Annotated in this window: 16 protein-coding genes and 1 tRNA gene; 7 read left to right on the top strand and 10 right to left on the bottom strand. The window is 63.2% G+C overall.

The window, feature by feature from the left end; all coding sequences use genetic code 11:
• Nucleotide 1 precedes the first annotated feature (1 nt).
• From BLW25_RS15045 to BLW25_RS15055, 3 genes are read right to left on the bottom strand one after another with little or no spacing between them, the layout of a single operon-like run.
• Entirely contained in the window at nt 2–475 is a 474-nt protein-coding gene (locus BLW25_RS15045; protein WP_092900447.1) for a MarR family winged helix-turn-helix transcriptional regulator, read from the bottom strand.
• Nucleotides 472–2,031 carry a phytoene desaturase family protein gene (locus tag BLW25_RS15050; protein WP_092900449.1) on the bottom strand — a complete coding sequence of 520 codons (1,560 nt, stop codon included), beginning with the start codon at nt 2,029–2,031 and terminating at the stop codon, nt 472–474. The genes BLW25_RS15045 and BLW25_RS15050 overlap by 4 nt, the downstream gene beginning before the upstream one ends.
• Before the next feature lie 5 nt (nt 2,032–2,036).
• Nucleotides 2,037–2,828, bottom strand: coding sequence for a cyclase family protein (locus BLW25_RS15055; protein WP_092900453.1), 792 nt, complete (start codon nt 2,826–2,828; stop codon nt 2,037–2,039).
• A gap of 170 nt (nt 2,829–2,998) precedes the next feature.
• Between BLW25_RS15055 and BLW25_RS15060 the strand changes: the two genes are divergently transcribed.
• From BLW25_RS15060 to BLW25_RS15090, 7 genes are all read left to right on the top strand, one after another.
• Nucleotides 2,999–4,576 (top strand): phytoene desaturase family protein, encoded by a 1,578-nt coding sequence (locus tag BLW25_RS15060; RefSeq protein WP_092900455.1) that lies wholly within the window; start codon nt 2,999–3,001, stop codon nt 4,574–4,576.
• A gap of 85 nt (nt 4,577–4,661) precedes the next feature.
• Nucleotides 4,662–6,179, top strand: a complete 1,518-nt coding sequence (locus tag BLW25_RS15065) for an ABC transporter substrate-binding protein (protein ID WP_092900457.1) — start codon at nt 4,662–4,664, stop codon at nt 6,177–6,179.
• 96 nt (nt 6,180–6,275) lie between these two features.
• Nucleotides 6,276–7,286, top strand: coding sequence for an ABC transporter permease (locus BLW25_RS15070; protein WP_092902155.1), 1,011 nt, complete (start codon nt 6,276–6,278; stop codon nt 7,284–7,286).
• Nucleotides 7,279–8,130 (top strand): ABC transporter permease, encoded by an 852-nt coding sequence (locus BLW25_RS15075; protein WP_092900459.1) that lies wholly within the window; start codon nt 7,279–7,281, stop codon nt 8,128–8,130. The genes BLW25_RS15070 and BLW25_RS15075 overlap by 8 nt, the downstream gene beginning before the upstream one ends.
• Nucleotides 8,127–8,999, top strand: coding sequence for an ABC transporter ATP-binding protein (locus BLW25_RS15080; RefSeq protein WP_092900461.1), 873 nt, complete (start codon nt 8,127–8,129; stop codon nt 8,997–8,999). The genes BLW25_RS15075 and BLW25_RS15080 overlap by 4 nt, the downstream gene beginning before the upstream one ends.
• Entirely contained in the window at nt 8,992–9,795 is an 804-nt protein-coding gene (locus BLW25_RS15085) for an ATP-binding cassette domain-containing protein (protein ID WP_092900463.1), read from the top strand. Before BLW25_RS15080 ends, BLW25_RS15085 begins: the two co-directional genes overlap by 8 nt.
• A gap of 712 nt (nt 9,796–10,507) precedes the next feature.
• A tRNA-Thr gene (locus tag BLW25_RS15090) sits at nt 10,508–10,583 on the top strand.
• 151 nt (nt 10,584–10,734) lie between these two features.
• On the opposite strand, the gene BLW25_RS15095 is transcribed toward BLW25_RS15090, so the two are convergent.
• The 7 genes from BLW25_RS15095 to BLW25_RS15125 form a co-directional block, all read right to left on the bottom strand.
• A complete protein-coding gene (locus BLW25_RS15095) occupies nt 10,735–12,351 on the bottom strand; it encodes a terminase large subunit (protein WP_171909573.1) in 1,617 nt (538 codons plus the stop codon).
• Between the two features lie 14 nt (nt 12,352–12,365).
• A complete protein-coding gene (locus BLW25_RS15100; RefSeq protein WP_092900467.1) occupies nt 12,366–12,773 on the bottom strand; it encodes a phage terminase small subunit P27 family in 408 nt (135 codons plus the stop codon).
• The gene (locus tag BLW25_RS25520; protein WP_394328439.1) at nt 12,770–12,991 is read right to left on the bottom strand and encodes an HNH endonuclease signature motif containing protein; all 222 of its coding nucleotides are present in this window, start codon (nt 12,989–12,991) and stop codon (nt 12,770–12,772) included. Before BLW25_RS25520 ends, BLW25_RS15100 begins: the two co-directional genes overlap by 4 nt.
• Before the next feature lie 211 nt (nt 12,992–13,202).
• Nucleotides 13,203–14,123, bottom strand: coding sequence for a head-tail connector protein (locus tag BLW25_RS15110; RefSeq protein ID WP_143040523.1), 921 nt, complete (start codon nt 14,121–14,123; stop codon nt 13,203–13,205).
• A 47-nt stretch (nt 14,124–14,170) separates the two neighbouring features.
• Nucleotides 14,171–16,135 (bottom strand): sensor histidine kinase, encoded by a 1,965-nt coding sequence (locus BLW25_RS15115; protein WP_092900472.1) that lies wholly within the window; start codon nt 16,133–16,135, stop codon nt 14,171–14,173.
• Between the two features lies 1 nt (nt 16,136).
• Nucleotides 16,137–17,342 carry a sigma-54-dependent transcriptional regulator gene (locus BLW25_RS15120; RefSeq protein ID WP_253188479.1) on the bottom strand — a complete coding sequence of 402 codons (1,206 nt, stop codon included), beginning with the start codon at nt 17,340–17,342 and terminating at the stop codon, nt 16,137–16,139.
• 91 nt (nt 17,343–17,433) lie between these two features.
• Nucleotides 17,434–18,306 (bottom strand): LysR family transcriptional regulator, encoded by an 873-nt coding sequence (locus tag BLW25_RS15125; protein ID WP_092900474.1) that lies wholly within the window; start codon nt 18,304–18,306, stop codon nt 17,434–17,436.
• Nucleotides 18,307–18,617: the final 311 nt, after the last annotated feature.

Below are 18,617 nucleotides of genomic sequence, written 5' to 3' on the forward strand. Positions count from 1 at the left end.
CTTAAACCTCTTGCTTGCAGATATTGGCCAGCATTTTTTGCAAAGTGCCGACGAAAGCATGCCGCTCGTCATCGGAGATCCCGCGAAACATCCGCTCGGCGGCGAGGGCCATATGCGGCCAGATCCGTTCAAACGCGGCACGGCCGAGATCGGTCGAATAAATCCGCGTGGCGCGGCTGTCATTCGGGTCGGCTTCACGCCGCACGAGCCCTTCGGCCTGAAGCTGGTCGAGCGCGCGTGACAGTGTCGATTGCTCGGTCACGGCGAGTTCCGCCAGCTCGCGGATCAGCGGGCCGTCCATCACGGAAAGCACGCCAAGCGCCCGCATCTTGGCGGTGGTCAGGCCCATATCGGCCATCTCGCTGCGCAAAATGCCGTTATACTGGCCCATCAGCCGGTTCATCAGATAGGGGGGGAAGGAAGACAGCCCGATCTGGCCAAGGCGCTGCGCGGGGGCAGGGGGTTCACTGCTCATGCGCCCAGCCTCTTCGCTGCATTATAGCCAGAGCCGCCGCCCAGCCCCGGCCCCGGATGGGTCGAGGCGCCGATATGGATCAGCCCGCGCACCGGGCCAGTGCCATTGGTGGCATTGTAAAACGGCCGCCAGATGAAGAACTGATCCACCGCGCAGGAACCGCCATAGGGGTCGCCGCCGACAAGGTTAACGTTCATCCGTTCCAGATCTTTCGGGCTATAGGCGCGGCGTGCCAGAACGAGCCTGTCGAAATCTTTGATATGGCTGGCGAGAATGGCCTGAAGGCGGTCGGCGAAAGCCTCGCGCGCCTCGTCCCAGTCGCGGGCCTGGATCTCGCCCGCTGCGTCGCCTTTGATCTCGGTCGGTGCATCGGGGATCTGCATCCAGATCACGGCCTTGCCTTCCGGGCAGCGCGTGGGGTCCAGCCGCGAGGGCTGACCGACGCAGATCGTCGGCCTTGCAGGAAAGAGTCCACGTTCGGCCTCGTTAGACGATTTCGACACCGCATCGACGCTTTCCGCCAGATGGATCAGCGCCACCTGATCAAGGCCCGGTGTCTTCCATTCCGGCACCCCGTCCAGCGCGAAATGCAGCTGGAAATCGCCGCGCCCATGGCGGAAGCGTTTCAGCGCGACCTTCTCTTCGGGCAGGTTCACGTCTTTGAGCAAGCGGTTGTAAAGCTGCCCCGGCGCGACCGAGGCCAGTACCGATTTCGCCCGGATCGTGACGCCATCCTTCAGCCGGACGCCGGTCACCCGGCCCTTTTCCACTGTGATTTCATCAACATCGGCATTGCAGCGCACCTCGCCGCCATTGGCTTCGATCAACGAGACGAAAGCTTTCGCCGCCTGGCCTGCGCCGCCCTTCGAGATGGGCGCGCCAGCGGCCTCCAGCGCGAAGGCGATCACGCGACCCATGGCGCCGGAATAGGCATTCTCGACCGTCAGTCCGCAATGCAGCGCCCAGGGCGCAAACAGCGCACGGGTGTCTTCAGATCTGAAAGTGGTCTCAAGCCAGCCGCGCATCGGGTCAAGCTGCTGGCCCATCCAGCCCGCGAGGCCACGAAGCCCGCGTTTGCGGGTCTCTTTCAGCAGCACTTTCAGCGTGGCCCAGGACCAGAGTGGCTGACCCAGGATCGCGAACATGAAAGGCGCATCCGCCGCCAGCCGGTCGACCTCGGCGGCAAAGGCATCGCCGTCACCGGGCGCGGCCGCGTTCAGCGTTGCAATATTCTCTGCCCGATTGGTCGAGAGCACCAGCGCCCGCCCGTCCGGTCGCAAAACTGCGGTCGGATGCGGCGTATGGCAATAGTCAAACCCGTGTTTCGCCAGATGTGGCCCAAGCGCCGCCCCGGCCGGGCTGGTCATGAAAAGAACGAATGTGGCCGCCATCGGATCATGCAGGAAACCGGGATGCAGCTCGGTCGTGCGCAGGCAACCACCCGCAACCTCCTCGCGTTCCAGCACCAGGACCTTGCGGCCCTTCAGTGCCAGCAGACTGGCGGCAACCAGCCCGTTGATCCCGGATCCGATAATGATGTGGTCGACAGCGGCCATAGGGTTCAGCTTCCCGCAACGAGCGCCAGCGCGCGGATCGGCGAGCCGGTGCCCTGTTTGATTTTCAGAGGGGCCGCAATCAGGATCGCGCCCTTCGCAGGCAACTTGTCGAGATTGACCAGCGAGGCAAGGCCAAAGCGGTTATTGGCATGGAGCAGATTATGCGCGGGATAGGGCGGCGTCATGCCACCGGCGCAGCCCGCATCGGTGCCAATACACTGGCTGCCCCAGCCGACAATGCCTTTGTCGATCAGATATTGCACCACTTCGGCGGTCGGGCCGGGGGTATGGGGGCCGGTCTCATTGGCGTTCAGGAAAAGCGCCTCGTCATGGTTGAACCGATCCCAGTCCGAGCGCAGGACGACCCATTCGCCGGCCCGGATTGCGCCATGTTTTGCCTCCCAGGCCTTCACATGGTCGATGGTCAGCAGGAAATCCGGATCGGCCGCGCATTCCGCGCTGAAATCGAGCACATTGACCGGCGCGATCAGGCGCTGGACGTCTATTGTGTCGGTATAGCCTTCGGGGTTTTCGCGACCGGTGATCCAGTGATGCGGCACGTCGAAATGGGTGCCGGAATGCTCGCCCAGCTCTAACCAGTTCCAGGCCCAGAAGGGGCCATTCTCGTCATATTCGCTGATCTTGTGGATCTTAACCGGCGGCGTGTCTTTCGCGAATTCCGGTGGAAGTTTCAGAAGCGGCGTTTCCGGCCCGAGCGTCGCGGTCAGGTCAACCACCCTGACCCCACCCGAAGCCAGCAAACCCGCAAGCTGTATCAGCGCATTGGCTGCGGTCATATCCGTTCTCCCTGTCTGACCATCCGGTCTTTGATTGGTGTCCGGCGCGCCACCTGTTTTTCCAGGACCATTCCGGCGCGGCGTGACGCTTTTCTCAGCGCCTGTGAGAATCACGCTAGACAGAAATAAATGCGTTTGCAAATATATCTTAAAATGCAGGGATCAGAAAAATGTCCGACAGCTATGATGCGATCCTGATCGGGGCGGGGCATAACGCCCTTGCCTGTGCATTGCACCTTGCAGCAAAGGGTTGGAAAGTCGGGCTTTTCGAGCAGGCCTCTGCCCCGGGTGGTGCGGTGAAGACCGGTGAATATACCCTGCCGGGCTTTCGCCACGACTGGGCGGCAATGAACCTGAACCTCTTCGCCGGATCGGCGTTTTATAAGGATTATGGGCAGGAGCTGGCGCGGCATGGCTGCACGTTCCTGCCGGTGTCAAAGCCCTTTGCCTCGGCTTTTCCGGATGGAACCTGGCTTGGCGTGACCACGGATCGCGCCGAAACCCTCGCGCGGATCAAAGCCGAGGATCCCGCAGATGCCGAGGCCTGGGCAGGGCTGATTGAAAGCTTTCCGCAAACTGCCGAAGCGATTGGCGGCATCCTTTCAATGCCGATGAAATTCAATGCGATTGCATATTTCATGTTTAAAGTGCTGCACCGCAACAAAATCGGTGGCAGTCTGGATATTGCGCAGTTCATGGCGCAGACGCCGCGCCGCTTTCTGACAAAGACCTTCCGTTCGCCAAAGATGCAGGCGCTTCTGGGGGCCTGGGGGCTGCATCTCGATTATGCGCCCGATGTCGCGGGGGGCGGTATTTTTCCCTATCTCGAGGGAATGGTTGCACAAAATTTCGGGATGATGCTGGGCCAGGGCGGTGCAGACACCATCATCCGCGCCATGGTCGCGGCAATTGAGGCGCGAGGCGGGCGGGTCGAATGTGGCGCCAGCGTCAGCCGCATTCTGCATGAGAATGGCAAGGCGAGCGGGATTGAACTGGCCGACGGGCGCCGCATTGCAGCGAGAAAAGCGGTGATTGCGGGGGTCGCGCCGCAGGCGCTCAGCCGGCTGACCGGCGCGACGGAGCCGCGTTTCGACAAGGCGATGACCGATTACGCCTACGCGCCGGGCACGATGATGATTCATCTGGCGATGGACAGCCTGCCCGACTGGGCGGCGGGGGAGGAACTGAAGCGTTTCGCCTATATCCATCTTGCGCCCAGCCTTGATCAGCAGGCGCGGGTTTATCAGCAGGCCCAGGCCGGGCTTTTGCCTGATGAACCGATCCTGGTGGTGGGCCAGCCGACCGGCCAGGATCCGTCGCGCGCGCCGGAGGGCAAGCACATCCTCTGGGTGCAGGTGCGGATGGTGCCGGGCGAGATCAAAGGCGATGCGGCGGGCCAGATCACCGCGCGCAACTGGGAGGCGGCCACCGCGCCGATGTCCGAGCGTGCGCTGGATATTCTGGAGCGCTACGCGCCGGGCACGCGCGCGAAGATCCTTGGGAAACGTGTGGTCTCGCCCCTGGATCTGGAGGCGGAGAATCCCAATCTGGTAGGTGGCGACCAGGTTTGCGGCAGCCACCATATTTCGCAGAATTTCATGTTCCGCCCGGCGCGGGGTCATTCCGATGGCTCGACCGCGCTGAAAAACCTGCATCTGACCGGCGCGGCGGTCTGGCCCGGCGCTGGCACCGGCGCGGGGCCGGGCTATCTGCTGGCCCGAAAGCTGGCGGGGAGGGCGGCCCGGTAAAGCAAATTACTGCGCGCGCGACAAAACGGCATCAGACCGGCGCGCGATCACTGACCCATCCACATAAAAACGACAGGGAAACATGATGAAACTCAACCGCAGAGCCTTGCTGCAGCTCTCTGCTGCCAGTGTCACACTCGGCGTCTTCAGCCTGCCTGCGCTGGCTGAGATCGACGAGCTGGTGATCGCCTATAACGTCACGCTGCCCAGCTGGGACCCGACCACCGGCCCGAGTGCGGTGAACCCGACGATCCAGGGCATTTACCAGTCGGTCTTTGACCAGTTCATTCTGCAACAGCCCGATCTGAAACCGGCGCCGGGGCTTTTGACCGAATGGGGCTGGAACGAGGATTACAGCCAGATCTGGATGGTGGTGCGCGAGGGTGTCAAATGGCATGACGGCTCGGACTTCACCGCCGAGGACGTCGCCTGGAGCCTGGCGCGGGTGGCAGACCCGGCCACCGGCAGCCCGATCCAGTTCGTCTGGGGTACGCTGGAAAACCACCGGGTCGAGGGCAATCGTGTCATCGCCGATGTGAAGCAATTCGACCCCACGATCTTCAAATGGATGTATTTCCTGACCGGCTATGTGCTCCCCAAGACCTATTATGAAAAGGTCGGCGCGCAAGGTTTCGAGGCGGCACCGATCGGCACCGGCCCCTATATGGTTGAGAAATTCGAGCGCAATGCCTTTGTCCGGTTGAAGGCGAATGAGGCCTATTGGGGCGGCGCGCCCGAGTTCAAAACGGTGACGATCAAATTCGTGACCGATGCGGCGGCGCGGGTGGCGGAAATCGAATCCGGCAACAGCCATGTCACGCTGGAAATGCCCTATGAGGAATATGACCGCCTTAAGGGCTCGATGAACGGCGTGGCGACGCCCATCTCGGATATCGGGATGATTTTCCTCAATGATATTGACGTGATGCTGGACCCGAATGTCCGCAAGGCCGCCGTTCATGCGATTGACAAACAGGCGATCATCGACCGGCTGCTGTCGGGTTACGGCGTGAAAATCGACACGCTGGAGACGCCGGAATATGAGGCCTATGACCCGTCGATCACTGTCGATTACAACCCGGAAAAGGCGGTCGAATTGCTGGCGGCCTCGGGCTATTCGACAGACAATCCGGTGAAGTTCAAAATCCAGACCACGCGGGGCTTCAAGCCCAAGGATTACGAGATGATCCAGGCGATTGTGGGTCTGTGGCGGCGCGTGGGGATCGAGGCCGAGATCGAGGTCTATGAGATCGCCAAACATTACGAGCTGCGCGCGGCCGATCAGCTGGCGCCGGCGGCGTTTTACAACTGGGGGAACTCGGTCGGCGACCCGACCACGGGGACCGGGTTCGCGATGTACGGGCCGAGCCCGCATTCGGTCTGGGACGGGCAGGATCTGATCGACATGATCGATCCGCTCTGGGGTGAGAAGGACGAGGCGAAGCGGATCGCGGGCTGGAAGGCGGTGGACCGGTTCATCGCGGAAGAGGCCCTGGTGATCCCGCTGTTGCAATATGTGCAGCCTATCCTCTCGGCGAAGGGTGTGGTGGTCACGCCGCATGCTTCGGGCGCGCTGTTGCCGCATCTGATGACGCGCGGCTGAGTGTGGTGGCGCCGGGGGCTTCGCGCCCCCGGACCCCCGCGGGATATTTAAGGACAGATGAAAGGGCCGGGCCTGCGGCGCTTTCGGGATGTGGCGATGCAATTTTTCAGAACGGTAATGGGGCGGCTGGTGACGACATTGATCACGCTTTTTGGCGTGGCGGTGATTGTTTTTGTCGTCATCCGGGTGGTGCCGGGCAATCCGATTGCGATGATGCTGCCACCGGGCGCGAGCGAGGCCGATATCGCGCGGCTGAACGCGCTTTACGGCTTTGACCGCTCGATTATGGAGCAGTTTTTCATCTGGCTGGGCGGGGTTGTGCAGGGCGATTTCGGCACCTCGATCACCGCGCGCCAGCCGGTGACGGCGATGGTTTTGAGGCGGCTTCCGGCGACGCTGGAACTCTCGGTCATGGCGCTGGCCATGGCCTGCGTCATCGGGGGGGGCCTCGCGCTTTGGGGCACAAGGCGGCGCGAGACCAGCACCGAGGCGGCGATTGATATTGCCAATGGGATGGCGCTTTCGGTGCCGGATTTCCTCTGGGGGCTTTTGCTGATCCTGGGGTTTGGCGTGCTCTGGCCGGTGTTTCACATCTCGGGGCGGGTGACGCCGTCGCTGGATCTGCCCTTTGTGACGAATTTCTACCTGTTCGAGAGCCTGATCCGGCTGCGGTTCGATCTTTGGGCCGATATTGTCAGCCATATGTTCCTGCCGGCGCTGGCGCTGGCGATCCCGCTGGCGGCGATCATCGGGCAGCTTTTGAAGCAGAGCCTGAAAGAGACCATGCATCTGGATTACGTCACCCTGGCAAGGACGCGGGGCTATGGCGAGACGCGGGTCATTTTGCGTGAGGCCCTGCGCAATGCGGTGTTGCCGACGCTGACGCTGGTCGGCGTGCAGTTCACCTTTCTGATCGGCGGCACCGTCATCATCGAGCGGCTGTTTTCCTATGAAGGGCTTGGCAATATGGCCATTGAGGCGGTGATCAACCGCGATCTGCCGCTGATCCAGGGCATCGTGATCCTCTTCGCGCTGATCTTCACCGGGGTGAACCTGGTGGTTGATCTGCTTTATGCCGTTCTGAACCCGAGGCTGCGTCATGGCTGATGCCCGATCGCTTGTGAAACGCCGGGCGGGGCCGCGGCTCTGGCTTTCGGCGGGCTGGATTGGTCTTGTGGTGCTGGCGGCGATCTTTGCGCCGCTGGTTGCGCCGCAGGATCCACTGGCGCAGGATCTGTTCCTGGGCCGGATGCCGCCCTTCTGGATGGCGGGGGCGGAACCTGGCTACTGGCTCGGGACTGACAGTCTGGGCCGTGATGTGCTGAGCCGGATCATCTATGGCGCGCGGGTGGCGCTGTCGGTCGCGCTGGTGGCGGGAGTGGTGACCTGTATCCTTGGCGCTGGGCTCGGGCTGATGGCAGGCTATATGCGCGGCTGGGTCGATACCGTGATTTCGCGCTTTATCGACATCTGGATGGCCTTTCCGCCGGTGCTGTTTTCCATCCTTTTGATCGCCGTGATGGGGCCGGGGCTCACCTCGATCATCGTGGCGATTGTGGTGATCGACTGGACGCGCTTTGCCCGGGTGATCCGGGCCGAGGCGATGTGCCAGGGGGCGATGGACTATGTCGCCTCGGCGCGCGTGGTGGGGCGGGGCCGGATTTCCACCATGCTGACCGAGATCCTGCCCAATGTCCTGCCGACCATCGTGGTGCTTCTGACGCTGGAGATGGGCATTGCGGTGATCATCGAGGCGATCCTGAGCTTTGTGAACCTCTCGATCCCGACCGATGACCCGACCTGGGGCGGGATGATTTCCGAGGGGCGGATCTCGATCAACCAGGCATGGTGGGTGCTGGTCTTCCCGCTGATCACGCTTTTCCTGACCGTTCTCGCCTTTTCCCAGCTGGGGGAAGGGCTGAAGAACCGCTACGATCCGGTGCTGCGATGAATTATCTTGAGCTGAAAGGCCTGTCGGCGCGGATCACCCGGCAGAACCACCCGCTTTTGCGCAATGTTTCGCTCGCGGTTGCGCCGGGCGAGGTGCGCGGGCTGGTTGGGGAAAGCGGCGCCGGCAAGTCGATGATCGGCAAAGCGGTACTGGGGATCCTGCCGAAAGCGGTGGAGCTGACCGGGGGCGAGATACTCCTCGGCGGTGAAGATCTGCAGCGCCTGTCGGAGCGGGACCGGCGGCACCGGATCGGCCAGACCTGCGCCCTGATCCCACAGGATCCGCTGACGGCGCTGAACCCCTCGCGCCGGATCGCGCCGCAGATTACTGACCGGCTGGTGGACATTCTGGGCTGGGACCGGGCGCGGGCGGTGGCGCGGGCCGAAGAGTTGCTGGATGAGGTCAGGATCCAGGACCCGGCGCGGGTGATGCGGGCCTATCCGCATGAGCTTTCGGGGGGGATGCGGCAGCGTATTCTGATCGCTTCGGCCTTTGCGGCTGAACCAAAGCTGATCGTCGCCGATGAGCCGACGACCGCGCTGGATGTGACGGTGCAAAAGCAGATCCTGAAACTGATCAGGGATATGCAGACAAGGCACGGCACGGCGCTGTTGTTCGTGACCCATGATCTGGGCGTGGTGTCCAAGGTCTGCAACCGGCTTTCGGTGCTTTATGGCGGCATGGTGGTCGAGGATAATGACGTGCCCGGCTTCTTTGCCGGCCCGCGCCATGCCTATTCGCGGGCACTGCTGGCGGCGACGCCGAAATATACCGATCCGGGCGCCAGCCTGACCCCGGTGCCTGACCAGGTGATCGCGGAGGTGAGGGCGGAGATTGACGCATACGACCGGGGGGTGGCGCATGTCTGACGAGCTTTACCGCGTCGAGGGGCTGCGCCTCTCGCTTCCCGATCTGAACCGCAAACCGCTTTGGGGGCCGGCGCCCCGCAATGAGATCCTGAAGGGGCTCGATTTCAGCATCGCGAAGGGTGAGATCATCGGGATTGTCGGTGGCTCGGGGTCGGGGAAATCGACCCTCGGGCGCTGTCTCGTGCGGCTCCTGGAGCCGACGGCGGGGCGCGTTCTGTTTGACGGGCAGGACATCACGCATCTGGATGAGGCGGCGCTGCGGCCGCTGCGGCGAAGGTTCCAGATGATCTTTCAGGACCCGATGTCATCCCTGAACCCGCGCCACCGGGTCGGCCAGCTGATCGCCGCGCCTTTGCGCCTGCATGGCGTGGCGGATGTGCGGGGCCGTGTGGCCGAGGCGCTGGATCTCGTCGGCTTCCCGCAGGAGATGGCCGGCCGCTACCCGCATGAGATGTCGGGCGGTCAGCGTCAGCGGGTGGGCATCGCCCGCGCCATCGCCCTGCGTCCGGATTTCATCCTTGCAGATGAGATCGTCTCGGGCCTCGATGTCTCGAGCCAGGCGCAGGTGCTGAACCTGCTGGAGCGGCTGGTGAAAGAGCTTGGTCTGACGCTGGCCTTTATCAGCCATGACCTGAGCGTGATCCGGAGGCTGTGTTCCCGGATCATGGTGCTTTACCAGGGCGAGATCGTCGAAGCATCTGATACGGCAGCACTGTTCGACCAGCCCCGCGCGGCCTATACGAGGGAGCTCCTTGATGCGATCCCCTTGCCCGATCCGGATCAGGCCTGGGCCTGAGCGACTGCGCCACCCTGGCAATGGGCATCCGCGCCCGGATATGGCCGGGATGATCGGCGGGACTGGTCAGGTCCGGGGCATTTGCCTCGCGGGGTGTGGCGCGTGACCTTTCAGCAAAGGAGGCGAAGGGCCCGCTAGTCAGGGGCGGAACACCGCCGCTGTCCTGATCGGCAGCGTCGCCCGGAGCGATTTGACAGGCGCTGTCATTCAGGGCGCCCTGGACATCTTGATTCCACATTGATCCGGACCGACATGCCAAAGATCGTTCTGTGCCCGCCCAGGTATCGCGTGGGGCCGGGATGAGGTTGTGGGTGTCAAATAACGTATTGATAATAATAATAACTTTACGTCATATTGCATGAAATCTCCTCAGGATGGCCTGCGGCAAAGGGTGGCGAGCTGTCTGGGGACGCTTGCCCTGAGGGGCGCCGTCTGGACGCGCCGCCGGCCCGCGGGGGGCGCCCCTTACGGCACCGCGCCAGTCCTATGTCCCGACCTCTCCAATGCGGGGGGCCGGATAAGGGAAATTGCCGTGAACGGACACTGGACAAGAAGGCCTCGCGCGTTTAAACGAGCGCCTGCATGGCTCCGGTAACGCGATCGGCAGAGCTTTCACAGGCAGCGATTTCGGTGCCGGGTGACAGGCAAAGCCAAAGAGTTCTGAGGCCATCGACGACAAGCAGGACAGAATTGGGGCCTGTATCTGGAATATGCCGCTGTAGCTCAGCTGGTAGAGCACGTCATTCGTAATGATGGGGTCGGGGGTTCGAGTCCCTTCAGCGGCACCAGTAACTTACTGGAATACCAGCATAAAATGGCCGTCCTTCGGGGCGGCCTTTTGCTTTGGCAAAGTCGTGCAACCACGGCGGAACCAGTTCAGAAGCGGAGCAAGCGGGGGCATGATCGCGAACATGTGAAGCCTTCGAGACGCCTGCCGGGTCAGAGAAAGGCGAAGCCGCGTCCCTCATAGGGCGATGGCGTCACCTCATTGGCGATGATTCTGCCAACCGCCATTGCGGCCGCAACCGCTCCGTCGATCCTGCCCCGAGCCTTGGCCTTGGTGAACTTCTCATTCTCGTGGGCATCCTTCTCGCCCACCACGTTCCCGAAGCACATCCGCAGAAGCGGACTGTCGCCGTGGCGGAAATGCCCGGAAAGGATTGCACGCTTCAACTCTTTCACCGGCGCCGACATCGAGGCCATCCCCTGGCCGAACTGGTTCACCGTGAAACCCTCCTCCTGAAGAGCCGTGTTGACCGCAGTCAAGTTCCAGCGGTCGATCACGACTTCCTGGACAGCGAAGCGTTCGGCCAGATCGTTCAGATAAGCAATGACTGCGGAGTGATCGACCACATTGCCCGGGGTCAGGGTCAGGAAGCCTTCGTCCGCCCAGCGCAGGTAGTCCGCCTGATCCTTCTCGCTCTTCATGGCGATGTTCGCCTCGGGCAGGAAGAACATCGGCAGCACATCATAGCGGCGGGCCTCACCATCACCCTCGGCGAACACCGCAACGGCGGCGGTCAGATCCTCGACGCTGGAGAGGTCAACGCCGATCCAACACGGCCGCCCCTCAAGGGCGGAAATCGGGGTCATAGCCTCAGCCCTGTCATAAACCTCCAGAGCAAGCCAGGGCTCTGCCGCCCCTTCCTGCCAGAGGTTCAGGTGGAAGCGTTTGAAGTCCGCGATCTCGGCGGGGAAATGCTCAATCCGGCGGGATTTGGTCTGAAGCTCCTCCATTGAGAGAAACCCTGCCTCGATGGCCGGGTTTGCCATGCGCCAACCTTGTTCGTCTCGCCAGTCCAGCTTCGGATCGGCCGCCAGGATGATAGGTGCGAAGCTCGGGTCTTCGACCTCTCCGGTCGCCACCTTGTGCGAATAGTTCCACATATCCCATGCGAGACCACCTTGGCCCTCGCCTGCCGTGGTGATGATCACGCTGAGAGGGTTCGAGCGTTTCACCATCGAGTCAGTGACGGTCTTGAATAGCTTGCGACCCTCGGCGGCAGGCCATGCGTGGATCTCATCGGCAAGGAAGAACGAGACGTTCAGACCATGCTTGGAATAGGCCTCCGACGAGATTGCCTTGAGGGTGCTTTTCGACTTCGGATGGATGAGCGTCTTGCGGCTCTCGAGCGGACGGACACGCTGGCTCAGGGCCTCCTCCTGAAGCACGAACTGATGTGCCGAGTTGAAAGCGATCCCAGCGTTTTCACGGTCGGCGGCGGCCATGACAACCTGGCCGCCTGCCTCGGTCTCCGGCCCCATGAAATGCGCAAGGCCCAGAGCCGCCGCCAGAGTGGTCTTGGCATTGCCCCGTGGGATCCAGATGCAGGCAATCTTCACAGCCCGGCCACCATCCTCTTTCGTGGGGCCATAGATGCGCCGGATAATAGCTTCCTGAAACGGATGCAGGGCGAAGGCGCTGCCAGCGAAATCCCCCTCCCAGAGGGTGAGGTTGCGGACGAACCGGCACATGCGATCCGCCCGTCCCGATAGGTCGGGATAGAGCGCAGGATCAGGCACGAAAATCGGGGAGCGGGCAGCTTTTGCGGTCATGTCTTCACCTGCGATCAGGCGAGAAGCCCATCGCCCCATTTGTCTTCCTTAGGAGATTCAGCAGGCTTCGAGCCTTTTCGATGCGGGGTCAGCCCCAGTTCGGCGGCCAGCAACCGGGCTTCACGCATGGCAGCGCTCTGCATCCTGAAGGCAGGGTGAGGTGCCATCCCTTTTTCAGTCTGAACCATACGGCCATCACGCCCCATCATCTCCTCGGCCTCGCGCACCATGCCAGCGGCGATACAGTAGCTTTCCAGCATGGCGGTGGTGTCGGGCGTCAGCAGGTTCCGGCTGAACAGTTCGGGCGCGGCACGCTTCCATTCGGCCTTCGCCTGGGCTGTCAGCCATGCCGGGGCCGAAGGGCACTTGCCCCTGACAGAGCCCCCATCGATTGCGGTCAGCTTCGGCTTCCGGCCCTTCATCCCCAGAAATCCCATTTTCCAGATGTTTGCGCGCAAGACTGAGGCGCGGGTCCGGCAACCGGAGGGTCAAATTTCCGATCCCCCCTGGTCGGTCGACCAAAGCCGCCGTCCTCGGTCGCGGTTTTGCGATTGTGGCAGGAGGCACAGAGCGGCTGCCAGTTGGACCGATCCCAGAACAGCTTCTTGTCACCCTTGTGCGGCACGATGTGGTCCACCACCGTGGCAACAGCGCCGCAGGAACAGGTCGGGTGCGATCCGAGAAAGCCCTCCCGTGCCTTCTCCCACTTGCTGTCATATCCGCGCTTGCGGGCTGTAGGGCGGGCAGCATCTACCCGTGCCTGAGCCGCGGCAGCACAGACAGGACAGCGGCGGCCGGTGAAGGACGGGTGGCCGGCGGCGCAATGGCGGGGGGGGGGGCAGCCCAAGGCATCAGAACCCCCAGACGCGATAGTTGCGGATCAGGTCATCCTCGCCCAGCGGCAGTCCAGCCACACTCTCACCGATCACCACGCTTTCACGGTTGGCATAGAGATGGCCAACGCGGAGGAGGATGGCGGCACGGATTGGGTCTGGCGTTATACTATAACCCGCCGTGAAGGTTATGCTGGCGCTGTCCGTCTCAGGCCAGTCACCCACCGGATTGATGCGGGCGACATCGCCAATACCCCGGACACGATACATGGATGAGCCCAGCGCCTGCTGCTTACCATCCTTGTCCAGATAGGTGATCGAGGTAAATTTGACAGGGCGGCAGAGGAAGAGTGATAACCCCACGCAACTCATCCAGATCGAGCCGCCACATCTGAGGCATGAGGCAGCGCCCCAGATATCCGAGATGATCGAAAGCCCCTCGGTCGGCACCAGATGGGCGACACCTTCGAAACGTTCCCCTGCGCCGTCGCGGCTGGTGTGAAAGCGGATCAGGCGGTCATCGCCCGGGGCAGGGATCCTGAGCCGCGCCGAGACCCGGCCGCCGCGATCCGTGGCGGGGAGGAGGCTTTCCGGCGCGTCCGGGCCATCGAAACCGTCGAAACGGATCAGCAATTCCTTGCCGCGCTCGGAATCTGTCAGAAACCAGCGACTGCGTTCGGCGAAGATCTTATTTGCTTCAGGGCCTGCGACTTCCATGTCGATGCCGAGCGCGGTGGTGAATGCAAGCCGCGCACCGGGGCGGCGTTCGAATTCAAACACCCAGGCCTCGATATTGACCTCGATGAGGCCCGGCAGAATCCCGCGCGCATAGCCGGGCAGGAAAAGCACCGTTTCATCGGCTTTCAGCCCGCGCGCAAGCAGCCGCCCCGGCAAGGCCGTCAGACCGATCCCCGCCAATACCCCGCGCCGTGTCAGCATCATCCGCCCTCCGCCTGAGGTCATGATCGGCGCCGCGCCTGCCGTGGTCAATCCGGGCTGTCATCCGCCATCGGCAGGAAGATGCGGAAACTGGTGCCCCCGTTCTGAGGGCTGTCTGCGGTCAGGCTGCCGCCCTGACGGGTCACGAGGTTCAGGCAGATCGGCAGGCCGAGGCCGGTGCCGCCCATCCGCCCCCGCGTGGTGAAGAAGGGATCAAAGGCGCGCGCGAGGGTGGCTGGATCCATGCCCGGCCCGTCATCGCTCAGCGTGATCACCACGCCCTCGCGCCCGCTTTCCGCCCCGTCTTCCAGCCGCAATGTGATCTGCCCGCCCTGTGGCATCGCCTGGACCGCATTCGAGACAAGGTTGATCAGCACCTGCTGCAATTCATGCGGGTTCATGCGGATCGGGCGCGTCGGATGGATCTCTTCCACCAGCACTACGCCGGAGCGCGCCAGCAAATGGCGGATCAGCGGTTTCAGCCCCTGGATCGCGGCGGCGGGGTCGGTGCTGAGCGGGCCATCGGTGAATTCCTCGGGCCGGGCGAACTGCAACAGCTGCGACACCAGCCCGTTGATGCGGCGGATCTGTTCGTCGATCAGCCGCAATTCCGGCGCGATATCAGAGTCGCGATCCGCCAGCACCATGCGAATGACTTCCAGATTGCCGGAAATCACCGCCAGCGGGTTGTTGATCTCATGCGCGACCCCGGCGGTCACCTCGCCGATGGTGGCGAGTTTTTCCGCAAGGATCAGCTGGCGGCTGGTGATCTGAAGCGCCTGATTGGCGCGGGTCAGGTCCTGGGTGCGCGCCTCGACCCGGGCGTTCAGATCGGCGTTGAGATTGCGCAGCTCCTGCTCGCGAGACGACAGCAGGGCGAGCAGCTCATCCAGATGGGTCGAAACCAGGGCAATTTCAGCGGCGCCCGGAACCGGTCCGGTGCGTGCCCCCATATCGCCGGCCTCGACCAGCGCGATCGTGTCCCGCATCGCCGCAAGCGGGCGGAAAATGCCGCGCGCCCAGCTGAGTGCAAGCGGCACGAAAAGCCCGCCGACCAGCAGGAAGGCCGCGCCGATCATCAACAGTGTCACCTGGCGGGCAGCGGTATAGGGCGCTTTCGGGATGCCGGCGTAGAGCATCCCGACCCGGTTTCCCTGCACATCCGTCAATGCCTCATAGGCCGAGATATACCAGCCATTCACCACGAAAGCGGTGTCATGCCAGGGTCGGCCTATGCCCAGCACCTGGGCCGAGACTGCCGCAGAAGCGCGGGTGCCGATGGCACGTTCGGACCCGGTGGGGCGCAGCGTGGTCGAGATGCGGGTATCGCCGAGGAACAGAGTGATGACGCCGCGATCAAGCTCTGCGTCGATCTCACCGGACAGCGCCGGATCGCTTGCCGGATAGACCAGCGCCGAGATGCGGTCGATGAAACCTTCATTTCGGTTCAAAAGAATGCCGCCGACCAGCAGTCCGTTCACGCCTTCGGGCAGGATCACCCAATCGGTGGCCAGAACCACGAGCCCGCGATCCTCGCTGGTTGCATCGGTGGGGCGGCTGCCTTCGGTTGTGATCAGCGGTACCGGGGCACGGGCGGCAAGTCCGGGGGAAAGCTGCTCCAGATCTGAAGGGGTGAAAACGGCCAGCCCGCCCTCTGGCACGGCAAAGATCCCGCCGGGCAGGCGCGCGCTGGTCAGCATCAGGAAATCCAGCCCGGCATGGCGCCGCGCTTCTTCCAGAAAGGCCGGCATCTCTGCCGCTGACGCATCGCGATACGCGGCCGAGCGGGCAATCGCCGCCACGTCGCGCGCGGTATTGGCGGTGAGATGGTCAAGATATTGCCGCCCGACAGTCAGGTCACTGGTGACCCGCGCGGCGAGGATCTGGTCGGTCCTGTTCAGCCAGCGCTGCATGGTGATCCCCAACAGGATCGGGGTCAGAACCAGCATCGGCAAGAGCGCGATGATCAGCAGGCGTCCGCGTACCGAAGGCCAGCCGCCGGGCCGCGCCATGTCACTGCCCCATCAGATCGGGCGGAAAGGCCCCGAGGATCAGCGCCCGCTCCACCAGGTTTCTCAGTTCGCGCACATTGCCGGGCCAGGGCCGCGCCATCAGGGCGGCTTCGACCTCGGGTGTGATCGCGACCGGGGGCATGCCGAGCCGGCCCGACAGCGCCTCCATGAAATGCGCGGCAAGGTCGACCACATCGCGCCCGCGCGCGGCCAGCGGCGGCATCGGCAGCTGAAGGATATTTATGCGGTGCCAGAGATCCTCGCGCAGCTTTCCGGTTGCGACCAGCATCGCCGGATCGGCATTGGTCGCGGATATCAGGCGGATATCGACCGGCAGCTCGCGTTCGGCGCCGACCGGGCGGATGCGGCGGTCTTCCAGGACGCGCAGCAGCCGGGCCTGGATCGACAGCGGCAGCTCTGAGATTTCATCCAGAAACAATGTGCCGCCCTGGGCATGAAGAAAGAACCCGCGCCGCTCGCCCCCGACCTCGCCGAAGAGATCGGCTTCGGCATGGTCCTCATTCAGGGTCGCGCTGTTGACGGGCACGAAAGGCGCATCGCGGCGGTCCGACATCGCATGGATCAGCCGTGCCGCGACCTCTTTGCCACTGCCCGAAGGGCCGGTCAGCAAGACCGAAGACGGCAAGGGCGCCACCCGTGCAATGGTCTCACGAATGGCGGTGATCCCGGGCGAAGTGCCGATCAGCGCAACCGGGCCGGGCGTCATTTCCGAGCCGCGCCGCAGCTCGTGTTTCAGGACCTGGTTCTCGCCCATCAGCCGCGCCTGTTCGGCCGAGCGCGCCACCGCTGTCAGCAACTGGTTCGACCGGAAGGGTTTGAGGATCAGATCGACCACGCCGGCCTGCATCGCCTCGATGGCGATTTCCAGATCGGCAAAGGCCGAGATCAGGATCACCGGCGGCACGATGCCGCGCGCGCGCTGTGTCACCAGCCAGTCAAGGCCGCGCTCATTCCCGAGGATGTTATCCAGGACGATCACATCGAAGGGCTCGACCGCGAGCCATTCCTGCGCCTCCTGGACCGAGGCCGCCAGTTCGATCCGCCGGCATTGCGGGCCAAGGATCCGCGCCATGAAATTGCGCATCCCCGGCTCATCATCCACCACCAGCACCGAAACGCGCGCCAGCTTTGCCGCGAAGCCGGGCGGGTTGGCGGTGCGTGTCAGGGGGCGGTCGGAAAGGGTCACGCGGCGGTCTCCTCGGGGACGTGCTCTTCCCGTGTCTGGCATTTTGACCGGGCCGGAACAAGGTTGGGATCAGGGGCGGTGCTGCGAAGGGTCAGGCCGCCATCTGGCCGGAAAACCCGCTCAGCGCCTCTTCAAAGGCGCGCACCATCGGGGCCTGCGGCTCGCGCCGGATCAAAAGCGCGCCAAGGCTATGGCTTTCGCCCTGGTCGCTGACTGGCAGGAGCCGGATCTCGTCCTGCTCCGCCAGCAGCGCCGTCAGGCTGTCGGGCACCAGGCTGCACCAGGCGCCCGAACGCAGATGCGCCAGAACCCCATCCAGCCCGGAACAAAGGATCGCAGGTTTCAGCGCCGGGCGCAGGAGCGGCAGATCAGCGGTCAGGCAAAGCGGTTGCGTGGTCACATCGGCCAGGCTGACCGGCCCGCCCGCAGCAAAGGGGTGGTCCTTGCGGCAGGCAAAATACAGCCGCATCTGCCAAAGCGGCAGGTGATGCGCCTGGTCTGATTTTGCCCTGCGTGCGGGCAGCCAGCCAAAGCCGCCATCCAGCGAAAAGTCAGTCAGGCCGGCCTCAATCCCCGCGCCATCCGCGAGCGAAATCTGGATGCGCGCCAGCGGGTTGCGGGCCTCGAAATACTCACAGAACTGCGCCATCATCGGCATGGCCGAGGCGGCAACCCCCAACCGAAGCACCCCTGTCAGCCCGCCTTTGCGGCGCCCTGACAGATCGGCGCGCAGATTGCCATAATCCGAGAGGATCTGACGCCCCCAGATCAGCACTTTCTCGCCTTCGGCGGTCAGGCCCTGAAAGCGCTGGCCGCGCAGGATCAGGGGCATCCCCAGATCATCCTCGAGCTTGCGGATCGCCAGAGACAAGGCAGGCTGGCTGACACCGCAGAGTTCGGCCGCGCGTCCGAAATGCTCTTCCTCGGCAAGGGTCACGAAGAAGTCGAGATGGCGGATCAGCATGGCAATGTCCGGGGTTCAGATGCGGGGTCGCTGGCAGAGCTCGGAGGGTGGCAGGGCTGGTATACCCGGGAACGATATGTTTTCATATACATAACGAAACTGACGAATCACAGCCAAAACGGCACATCAAACACCATCGTGCCTTTGTCTGTCCGGGTCATTCGGCCCGGCTGCTTCCTGCGGCGGGTGAAATCACCATATCACAGTTTCATGATTATCAATGCTTACTGCATCATAATCATTATAAATCACAAAATAAATCCATTGCGTGGCGGGGGGTTGGTAAGACCATGTAATTGCCTCGGAATTTA

The organism is Rhodobacter sp. 24-YEA-8 (assembly GCF_900105075.1).
GTDB lineage: Bacteria > Pseudomonadota > Alphaproteobacteria > Rhodobacterales > Rhodobacteraceae > Pseudogemmobacter.

Bases quoted from the DNA above. Each gene is read 5' to 3' on its own strand.
- BLW25_RS15045 (WP_092900447.1), bottom strand. From the start codon at position 475: ATGAGCAGTGAACCCCCTGCCCCCGCGCAGCGCCTTGGCCAGATCGGG.
- BLW25_RS15050 (WP_092900449.1), bottom strand. From the start codon at position 2,031: ATGGCCGCTGTCGACCACATCATTATCGGATCCGGGATCAACGGGCTG.
- BLW25_RS15055 (WP_092900453.1), bottom strand. From the start codon at position 2,828: ATGACCGCAGCCAATGCGCTGATACAGCTTGCGGGTTTGCTGGCTTCG.
- BLW25_RS15060 (WP_092900455.1), top strand. From the start codon at position 2,999: ATGTCCGACAGCTATGATGCGATCCTGATCGGGGCGGGGCATAACGCC.
- BLW25_RS15065 (WP_092900457.1), top strand. From the start codon at position 4,662: ATGAAACTCAACCGCAGAGCCTTGCTGCAGCTCTCTGCTGCCAGTGTC.
- BLW25_RS15070 (WP_092902155.1), top strand. From the start codon at position 6,276: ATGCAATTTTTCAGAACGGTAATGGGGCGGCTGGTGACGACATTGATC.
- BLW25_RS15075 (WP_092900459.1), top strand. From the start codon at position 7,279: ATGGCTGATGCCCGATCGCTTGTGAAACGCCGGGCGGGGCCGCGGCTC.
- BLW25_RS15080 (WP_092900461.1), top strand. From the start codon at position 8,127: ATGAATTATCTTGAGCTGAAAGGCCTGTCGGCGCGGATCACCCGGCAG.
- BLW25_RS15085 (WP_092900463.1), top strand. From the start codon at position 8,992: ATGTCTGACGAGCTTTACCGCGTCGAGGGGCTGCGCCTCTCGCTTCCC.
- BLW25_RS15095 (WP_171909573.1), bottom strand. From the start codon at position 12,351: ATGACCGCAAAAGCTGCCCGCTCCCCGATTTTCGTGCCTGATCCTGCG.
- BLW25_RS15100 (WP_092900467.1), bottom strand. From the start codon at position 12,773: ATGAAGGGCCGGAAGCCGAAGCTGACCGCAATCGATGGGGGCTCTGTC.
- BLW25_RS15110 (WP_143040523.1), bottom strand. From the start codon at position 14,123: ATGCTGACACGGCGCGGGGTATTGGCGGGGATCGGTCTGACGGCCTTG.
- BLW25_RS15115 (WP_092900472.1), bottom strand. From the start codon at position 16,135: ATGGCGCGGCCCGGCGGCTGGCCTTCGGTACGCGGACGCCTGCTGATC.
- BLW25_RS15125 (WP_092900474.1), bottom strand. From the start codon at position 18,306: ATGCTGATCCGCCATCTCGACTTCTTCGTGACCCTTGCCGAGGAAGAG.